Origin of the sequence: Thioalkalivibrio sp. (assembly GCF_007692535.1) — a bacterium.
In the GTDB taxonomy this organism is placed as follows: domain Bacteria; phylum Pseudomonadota; class Gammaproteobacteria; order Ectothiorhodospirales; family Ectothiorhodospiraceae; genus Thioalkalivibrio.
Genome location: NZ_REBW01000159.1, coordinates 1 through 8,370, shown reverse-complemented (window position 1 = coordinate 8,370; position 8,370 = coordinate 1). Strand labels below are relative to the sequence as shown.

General features: G+C 64.5%; 8 protein-coding genes. 5 read left to right on the top strand and 3 right to left on the bottom strand.

The genetic code is table 11. The annotated features are described in order from the left end of the window. Nucleotides 1-191 precede the first annotated feature (191 nt). Nucleotides 192-1,133 carry a sulfur oxygenase reductase family protein gene (locus EA346_RS09005; protein ID WP_296757744.1) on the bottom strand — a complete coding sequence of 314 codons (942 nt, stop codon included), beginning with the start codon at nt 1,131-1,133 and terminating at the stop codon, nt 192-194. 416 nt (nt 1,134-1,549) lie between these two features. Here EA346_RS09005 and pyrC point away from each other — a divergent pair, with 416 nt between their 5' ends. Then, on the top strand, nt 1,550-2,584 hold the full coding sequence (pyrC, locus tag EA346_RS09000) for a dihydroorotase (RefSeq protein WP_296757742.1): 1,035 nt from the start codon (nt 1,550-1,552) through the stop codon (nt 2,582-2,584). A 152-nt stretch (nt 2,585-2,736) separates the two neighbouring features. On the opposite strand, the gene EA346_RS08995 is transcribed toward pyrC, so the two are convergent. Continuing rightward, nucleotides 2,737-3,141, bottom strand: a complete 405-nt coding sequence (locus tag EA346_RS08995) for a hypothetical protein (protein ID WP_296757739.1) — start codon at nt 3,139-3,141, stop codon at nt 2,737-2,739. Between the two features lie 199 nt (nt 3,142-3,340). After that, nucleotides 3,341-4,807 (bottom strand): helicase HerA-like domain-containing protein, encoded by a 1,467-nt coding sequence (locus EA346_RS08990; protein WP_296757737.1) that lies wholly within the window; start codon nt 4,805-4,807, stop codon nt 3,341-3,343. A gap of 165 nt (nt 4,808-4,972) precedes the next feature. Here EA346_RS08990 and EA346_RS08985 point away from each other — a divergent pair, with 165 nt between their 5' ends. From EA346_RS08985 to EA346_RS08970, 4 genes are all read left to right on the top strand, one after another. After that, nucleotides 4,973-6,100, top strand: coding sequence for an FAD-dependent oxidoreductase (locus tag EA346_RS08985; protein ID WP_296757735.1), 1,128 nt, complete (start codon nt 4,973-4,975; stop codon nt 6,098-6,100). A 33-nt stretch (nt 6,101-6,133) separates the two neighbouring features. After that, nucleotides 6,134-7,150, top strand: coding sequence for a hydrolase (locus EA346_RS08980; protein WP_296757732.1), 1,017 nt, complete (start codon nt 6,134-6,136; stop codon nt 7,148-7,150). Further along, a complete protein-coding gene (locus EA346_RS08975) occupies nt 7,150-7,371 on the top strand; it encodes a hypothetical protein (protein ID WP_296757730.1) in 222 nt (73 codons plus the stop codon). Before EA346_RS08980 ends, EA346_RS08975 begins: the two co-directional genes overlap by 1 nt. Before the next feature lie 77 nt (nt 7,372-7,448). Continuing rightward, the gene (locus EA346_RS08970) at nt 7,449-8,318 is read left to right on the top strand and encodes a bifunctional nuclease domain-containing protein (protein WP_296757728.1); all 870 of its coding nucleotides are present in this window, start codon (nt 7,449-7,451) and stop codon (nt 8,316-8,318) included. Nucleotides 8,319-8,370 lie beyond the last annotated feature (52 nt).

The following is an 8,370-nucleotide window of genomic DNA, read 5'->3' as shown; positions in this document are numbered from 1 at the left end:
TTTTTCATGATATCGAGGCGCATAGTGGTTCTAAGCAACGAGAGATCAGGGAAAATGCACCGCTCCTCCTACCGGCGCAGCAGGAGCAGCCCAAGTCCGACAGGCTGCAAGCACCGGCCCGGGGTTTTCCTGGCGCGCGCTGCCCATCGCCCAACCGTGTCCAAAGGGGGCGAGGGCGCGCGTGTGCTGCGTCAAGCCTGCTGGAGTACCTCCCGATACGTCTGCTCCGTGAACATGGATACGGCCATGCGCACGGTGGGCATGCGGATGCAGTTGTTGAAGACCTTGGGTCCATGAACGAACAGGATTTCCGGCTTCACGTTCACATGCGGCATGCCGCGCTGTGCTGCATCGAGACTCTCCCATTCCACCATCACCACGTATTCCGCAGGGATGGTGTAGCCCTCCCAGACCTCGGCGGTGCGCTGCAGCTTGGCCCCGGGCGTGTCCTTCATGCGCTCCATGATCGAATCCACGGTCGCGTGCCCCGATCCCAGCGTCGAGATGCCGACGCGCTTCAGGATCTGGTAGCCGATCATGCCGTTGGTCTCGCGCAGGAGCTCCATGGTCTGGGTCTCACCTTCTTCGAACTCCGCTTCCTTGCCCGGACGCACGTGATGGGTTGCCAACACGGTCACGGTGTGGCCGGAGTCCACAGCGATGTGCGCCAGGTCTCGCCCGGCAGCCCGCGCGTGTTCGAACTGGTTCAGCGACACCAGCTTGGGCATGTGGCTCTTCACGATGCGGTAGACCGGTTCCTCGGGTCCATCCAGGAGCACGTTGCCGCACTTGTCGCAGGCGGTGACGACCACGTCCTCGAAGGTTTCGTGGAAGTCTTCGTGCGCCTCCAGGCTGTCCCAGTAGGTGAACTGGTCGATCCAGATGTGGGAGAGCTCCTGGGTCATGTCGGTGCTTGCGCCCCAGCGCATGCCCATCGGGCAGCTGCCGGTCTGGCGCATCAGGTCGAAGCCCTGGAACCCCGGTGTCAGCGCGGTCGCGAGGCACATCTCGGAACTGGCCTGGCGCATCATGCGCATCAGGTTGGGGTTGTTCTCCACCATCACGCGGTTGATGGCCACATACAGTGGCGATTTCGGTTCGGCGTCAAACAGGGCCTTGATATCGATGCTCATGAGGTCTCCGTTGTCTCCTGGGGGTCGGACCAGCGCAAGTATATGATATTAATACGGTTAGATGGGAGTTTTTAGGTCATTTTTCGGCTTAAAGGCGGGTTTTCGACCCTGAAAATGGCCTGCTAAGGGCGAACGCGGGAAGCTGCCGTCAAAGACGCCGTGCCTGCGCGGTCCTGGAGAACCATCCGCCAATGGGGTGGCAGCATACATGCGTTAATGGCCCGTTTTCAGGGCCAAAAACCCCCGTTTAAGCTCTTTTTGGGGGCTTATATAGGGGGTTTCTTCATTGCTATCAATGGCCTGGCTTGGTCCGACCCCGCTAGTGGGCTCGATACCGGCGATGGGCCGAAACCCCTGTGACTTTCCGGTAGACTGGCGCGAAATACTCGAACCGAGCCCGCAATCCGCTGGACGCCATGAACCGATTGAAGATTACCCGTCCCGACGACTGGCATCTGCACCTGCGCGATGAGGCCGTGCTGGCCAGCGTGCTGCCGGACACCGCCCGGCGCTTTGCCCGCGCGATCGTGATGCCGAATCTGAAGCCGCCGGTGGTGACGACGGAGCAGGCACTGGCCTATCGGGATCGGATCCTCGCGGCTGTGCCCCCGGACCTGTCCTTCGAACCCCTGATGACGCTGTACCTGACCGAGGCCACGCCACCGGCCGAGATCGCCCGCGCACGCGAAACCGACCTGGTCCACGCGGTGAAATACTATCCCGCCGGGGCCACCACCAACGCCGCCAGCGGGGTCACGGACCCGCGGCGCTGCTACCCCGTGTTCGAGGAGATGCAGCGGCAGGGGATGCCGCTGCTGCTGCACGGCGAATCCATCGACCCCGCGGTGGATGTGTTCGATCGCGAGGCGGTGTTCATCGAACGCACGCTGACGCCACTGGTGCGCGATTTCCCGGAACTGCGGATCGTGCTGGAGCACATCACCACCCGCGCGGCGGTGGATTTTGTTGCCGACGCGTCGGACAACGTCGCCGCGACCATCACCGTGCACCACCTCCTGCTGAACCGCAACGCGATGTTCCAGGGCGGGATGCGCCCGCATCACTACTGTCTGCCGCTGCTGAAGCGGGAGACACACCGGCAGGCTCTGGTGGGGGCTGCAACCGGGGGCAGCCCGAAGTACTTTCTCGGGACCGACAGCGCACCGCATTCCCGGCACGCGAAGGAGTCCGCTTGCGGCTGTGCCGGAATCTATACGGCACACGCCGCGATCGAGTTGTACGCAGAGGTCTTCGAGGCGGTGGGCGCGCTGGATCGACTGGAGGCCTTTGCCAGCTTCCACGGCCCCGATTTCTATCGTCTGCCGCGCAACCGTGACACGCTGGTTCTGGAGAAATCCGAGTGGACCGTACCCGAGGAGGTGCGCTTCGGGGAGGAGGCGGGTGTTCCGCTGCGCGCCGGGCAAACGCTGAGCTGGCGCCTGGCCCACTAGGGAAGCGCCGAATCAAGCCATCCTGGCTTTCTCAGCGCGAACTGCGCTGCAAATGCGATTTGCAACTTGCTTTAGAATCAACCACCTGCGGTGGTCGATTCTGGCGGCACTTCCGTGTGCGGCAAGGCAACACCGATAAATCAGCGTTTCCCCTAGAGGCCCAGGGCAGTGGCGGACTGAAAGATGCTGTAGTAGAAGATCGTCTTCTGGTCCTTGTCTTCCACGCGTTTTCCGGTGCGCGAGGGTAGGGCATGTCCCTCGATCTGTTGCTGGAAATTCTCGTCGGTACTGATCACGAGCACCGCACGCTCGATCTCGGGTATCGGCATGGTGGAGATCAGCACCAGCCCGGTCTCCGTGACCGGGCGCTCGGACGCGATCACCTTGAACGGCTCTTCTTCGCCGTTCAGGTTCGAGAGCAAGCCCGGGTAACGGTTCAGTCTCATGCCCCGCTTGTCGACGCAGATCCCGGCGGGTGCTCCCTCCAGTGTTTCCTCGATCTTCTGGATCTGCTCGGCACTGAGCAGTTCGTTGATATTTCCCTTCCAGGGCGGCATGGCGTGATCCTCATGTGACGGAAGCCCGAACCCTGCATCGGTGGCCGGTTCGGGTGGAAGCAAGCTGCTGGCGTCAACCCGGGTGGGGCGATGCGGCCCGACACGGATGCGCCAAGTGTTCCTCATGACACGAAGACGGTGGGCCCGTCAAGACCCCACGAGTCCCCGTGTGCAGCTTCGCGACCATCTAGGCAAGTGATCAGCGTTTGCTTCCGGTCAGCGAACCGAGCAGCCCGCGCACGACCTCGCGGCCGATCTGGGTGCCGAAGGACCGGGCCGTGCTCTTTGCGGCGGCCGTGAGTACGCTGTCGCCGCGCGCACGGCGCCGTGCGGGAGCCGCGGCCTGCGGGCGTGTCTGTACGGTCTGTTCCTCGGCTAAAGCAGCCTCTGCCTGGCGCCTCAGTATCTCGTAGGCCGATTCCCGATCAACGGGTTCGTCGTAGATCCCGGCGAGTACCGATCCAGCGATGATGTTCTGGCGCTCTTCGTCCGACAGCGGGCCCATGCGGCTGGACGGTGGCCGGATCAACGTGCGCTCAACCGGCGTTGGCGTGCCCTTGTCGTCGAGGACGGAGACCAACGCCTCGCCGACCGCCAGTTCAGTGATCACCGCCTCGGTGTCCAGTTTTGGGTTGGGGCGGAAGGTCTGGGCGGCCACCCGTACCGCACGCTGATCGCGCGGTGTGAACGCCCGTAGTGCGTGCTGCACGCGGTTGCCCAGCTGCCCGAGTACGCTCTCGGGCAGGTCGGCCGGACTCTGGGTGATGAAGTAGACGCCCACGCCCTTGGAACGGATCAGGCGCACCACCTGTTCGATGCGCTCGACCAGAGAGCGCGGCGTGTTACCAAAGAGCAGGTGAGCCTCGTCGAAGAAGAGCACGAAGCGGGGGCGGTCCGGGTCGCCGACCTCGGGCAGTTGTTCGAACAGCTCCGACAGCAGCCAGAGCAGCAGCGTCGAATAGACCAATGGACTGTTCCGGTACAGGCGCTCGGCGTGCAGGATGTTGATGACACCCTTGCCTGCCGCGTCGGTCTGCAGGAAGTCTTCCAGGGTGACTGCCGGTTCTCCGAAGAAGTGTTCTCCGCCCTGGCTTTCGAGGGTGAGCAGAGCGCGCTGGATGGCCCCGATGCTCGCCGGCGCCACGTTCCCGTAGTTGCCTGTCAGTTCGCGGCGATGTTCGTTCACCCAGCCCAACATTGCCCGCAGGTCCTTCAGATCCAGCAGCAGCCAGCCCTTGTCGTCGGCGACCCGGAAGACCAGTTGCATCAATCCGGTCTGGGTATCGTTGAGGTTCAGAAGGCGGCTTAGCAGCACCGGTCCGAAATCGGCGACGGTGAGGCGCCAGGGGTGCCCGTGCTCACCGAAGATGTCCCAGAAGACGGTGGGTGCGCCGTAGAGTTCGAGCGGCTCGATGCCGACGCGCTGCGCACGCTCGGTGAGTCGGTCGCTCGGGGATCCCGGCGCGGCCACCCCGGAGAAATCACCCTTGATATCGGGTACGAAGACGGGTACGCCCAGATCCGAAAAGGCCTGGGCAAGGACCTGAAGCGTGACGGTCTTGCCCGTGCCGGTCGCGCCGGCGATCAAGCCATGGCGGTTGGCCATCCGGGGGTCGATCGCCACCGCATGGTCCGCTGCGCCGATCAGCAGGGGGCTGGTGTTCACGGTCGGTTCTCCAACGGGGTGCGGCCGGTATTCTACCCGGCGGAGACGCCACACAGTTAGTGATTGAGGCCTGGCGCGGCAGCGCATTCCGGCGACTGCGGCCATTGGCCCTCGATGCGCCCGACCCAATACAATAAGGGAGTTGACGCCATCAGGGACCCGCTCATGACCCGTATCACCGTGATAGGCGCCGGTTTCGGCGCCCTGACCGCCATCCGCAAGCTGCGCGCGGCCGATCGTGCGCTTGGCATCGACGTAATCGCGCCGAAGCCCGAGTTGGTTTACTACCCGAGCACGATCTGGATTCCCACCGGCCTGCGCACGCCCGAGGACGTGGTCGTCGATCTGAAGCCGTTCTTCGAGCGCCAGGGCGTGACCTACCATCCGGCCTCGGTCACCGGGTTGAAGGACGGCGGACGGGTGGTGCTGACCGATGCCGGCGAGGTGGCCAACGACGGGCTGATCATTGCCTCGGGCGGGCGGTTTCTGAAGAAGCTGCCGGGTATCGAGCACGCGATCACGCCCTGCGAGGGCGTGGAGGCGGCGGTGCGGATACGTGATCGCCTGGCAGGCATGGAGGGCGGCACGATCGCTTTCGGCTTTGCCGGCAACCCGAAGGAGCCGGCGGCGATGCGCGGGGGGCCGATCTTCGAATTCATGTTCGGCATCGATCAGCATCTGCGCAAGCGTGGCGATCGCGACCGGTTCAAGCTGGTCTTCTTCACTCCGGCACCCAAGCCGGGCAACCGCCTGGGTCCCAAAGCGGTCGAGGGTTTGATGCGCGAGATGAAGCGCCGGGATATCGAGACCCATCTGGGGCACAAGCTCAAGGGTTTCGAGGCGGACAAGGTGACCACCGAGGGCGGCGAGTTCGCGGCCGACCTGATCGTATTCATGCCGGGGATGACCGGCAACGCCTGGTTCGACAATACCGATCTCCCGCGCTCCGACGGCGGGCTGCTGCAGGCCAACGCCTCCTGCCAGGTGACGGGGCAGGACAAGGTCTACGTGGCCGGCGATTCCGGCAGCTTCCCGGGTCCGGACTGGCTGCCGAAGCAGGCCCACATGGCGGATCTCCAGGCCGAGGCCGCGGTGGCAAATCTGCTTGGCGAGTTCCAGGGCAAGGCACCCAGCCACACCTTCAAGGCGGAGTTGATCTGCATCGTCGATACCCGGACCAGCGGAATCCTGGTCAAGCGCACGGAGACGCGTAACGTCATCCTCCCGTCCACCCCGGTGTTTCACTGGGCGAAGCGGGCCTTCGAGTGGTGGTACCTGCGGCAGTACCGTTGATCGGCCCGGGGAGGCCATTCCGCGGGTCATCGCATGACCGCTGAAGATCAGGGCCGGAGCTTCCGGCCTGCCTGGTGGCTGCCGGGCGGACACCTGCAGACGATCGTCCCCAACGCGCTGCGGCTGCGCCGCGGCATCACGCTGCGCCGGCAGCACATGACGCTGCCGGACGGGGATTTCCTCTCGCTGGATTGGGGGCCCGATCCGGGCGGACCCATCGTCGTGCTGCTGCACGGGCTGGGCGGCGGCAGCCAGTCGGTCTACTCTCGTGGCCTGATGCGGGCGCTGCACGCGCGCGGATTCTGGCCCTGCACCATGCATTTTCGCGGTGCCGGGGGCGAACCCAACCGCAAGCTGCGCAGCTATCACATGGGCGAGAGTGATGACCCGATGTATGTACTGGGCGAACTGCATCGGCGTTACAGCCGCCGCGGGCTGGCGGCGGTGGGGGTTTCACTCGGCGGCAGCGCGCTGTTGCATACGCTCGCACGGGGCGGGGAGAGTCTTGGCGTCGCTTGCGCGGTGGCCGTTTCGGTCCCGTTCCGGCTGCACGTCGCCGCGGAGCGGCTGGACCGGGGTCTCTCTCGGCTGTACCAGCGCCACATCCTGCGGCAGCTGCGACGCCAGTGGCAGAAAAAGTGCCATGTGCTCGCGCGTCCGGATCTCGCCGAGGGGATTCGGGAGCTGCGGACCTTCCGTCAGTTCGACGCCCGGGTCACGGCCCCGCTGCATGGTTTCCGGGACGTCGATGATTATTATGACCGCGCGAGCAGCATCCATGTACTCAGGGACATCCGCATACCGACGCTTCTGATCAATGCCGTGAACGACCCGTTCATGACACGCGAAAGTCTTCCGGAACCCGACGAAGTATCCGAACATGTGACACTTGAACGCCATGCGTCTGGCGGCCACGTGGGCTTCCTGGAGGGTTTCGGACGCAGCTACCTGGAGCGGCGCATCCCCGAATACCTGCTCGAGCAGTTCCGGGACAAATGGCCTGTGCCGGAGGCGTACGATCGATCGCGCGCCGGTACCGGAGGTAACTGATGCTTTGGAAGATTCTTACGCTGGCCGTTCTCATCTGGTTTGCCTGGTGGCGACTGCGGCAGTGGCTGCGGGAACGCCGGCTGCGCGACCAGGGCGAGCCGGTGCCCGAACAGCGGGGTATCCGACCGATCTCCATCCTGGCAGGGGGGATGCTGCTGGGCTACGGCGGCTACCTGGTATGGGTGATTCTCATGCAGACCCTTGAGACTTTCCGGGGGTAAGCCGACAGGCTCCTGGGCCGCATTGAACGAACCGCATGCGAGCGGGTCGCAGAAACACAGAGCAAAGGGAGAGGGTCATGGCGTTCCTGGCGAAGATCAAGGTGTGGTTTCCCGTGTTGCTCCTGGCGTTGACCTCGGCACAGTCCGGTGCCCGGGAACCGGCAGTGCCGCTGGACGAAATGATCGCGGTCGAACTGGCGACGGTGGGTTTTGAGAGCGTCAGCGGTTCGCCAGTCGTTCTGCTGCGCGAACCTGGCTCGGGCGACGTGGTGCTGATCAGTATTGGTTCGAGCGAGGCCCTGGCCATCATGATGGCGCTGCGCGAAGTGCCGACACCGCGACCGATGACCCACGATCTTCTGGCCGATGTGATCGACTCCGTGGGTGGAACGGTGGAGCGCGTGATGGTGGATGCCCTGGTCGGGAGTACCTACACGGGCTTGATCGAACTGCGCCTTGCCGACCGCGATGAGAGCGTCCTAGTCGACAGCCGGCCCAGCGATGCGTTGGCCCTGGCGGCACGCACCGGTGCCTCCATTCTGGTCGCGCCGGATGTGCTGGTGGCGACGCGCGGGCTGGAATTCGAGGGTTTGCCCGAGGACCAGCAGGTGGTCACGGCGCTCGGCGTCACCGTTGGGGAGGTGACTCCGGACCTGCGTGAGGCGCTTCGTTTGCCTGATCAGCGCGGAGTCCTGGTGAGCCGGGCCGTTGGTGAGGCAGCAGAAATGGGCATCGCCGCGGGCGCGATGATCCTCGAGGTGAACGGCGAGGTTCCGGGGTCACCGATGCAGTTCCTGGATCTGGTGCGGCAAACGCCCGCCGGCACCCGCGCCACGCTTCGTGTCTGGCAGGATGGCGAGACGCGCGAAGTGGAATTGTCCACCGACGTTCCGGATCCGCAGAGGCCGCGAATCGACCCGGGTGACGGGGACGGTCTGCGCGTCTGAGGCCAGGATCCCGTCGGGTTACGCTGCGCTAACCCGACCTACGCCAACTTAC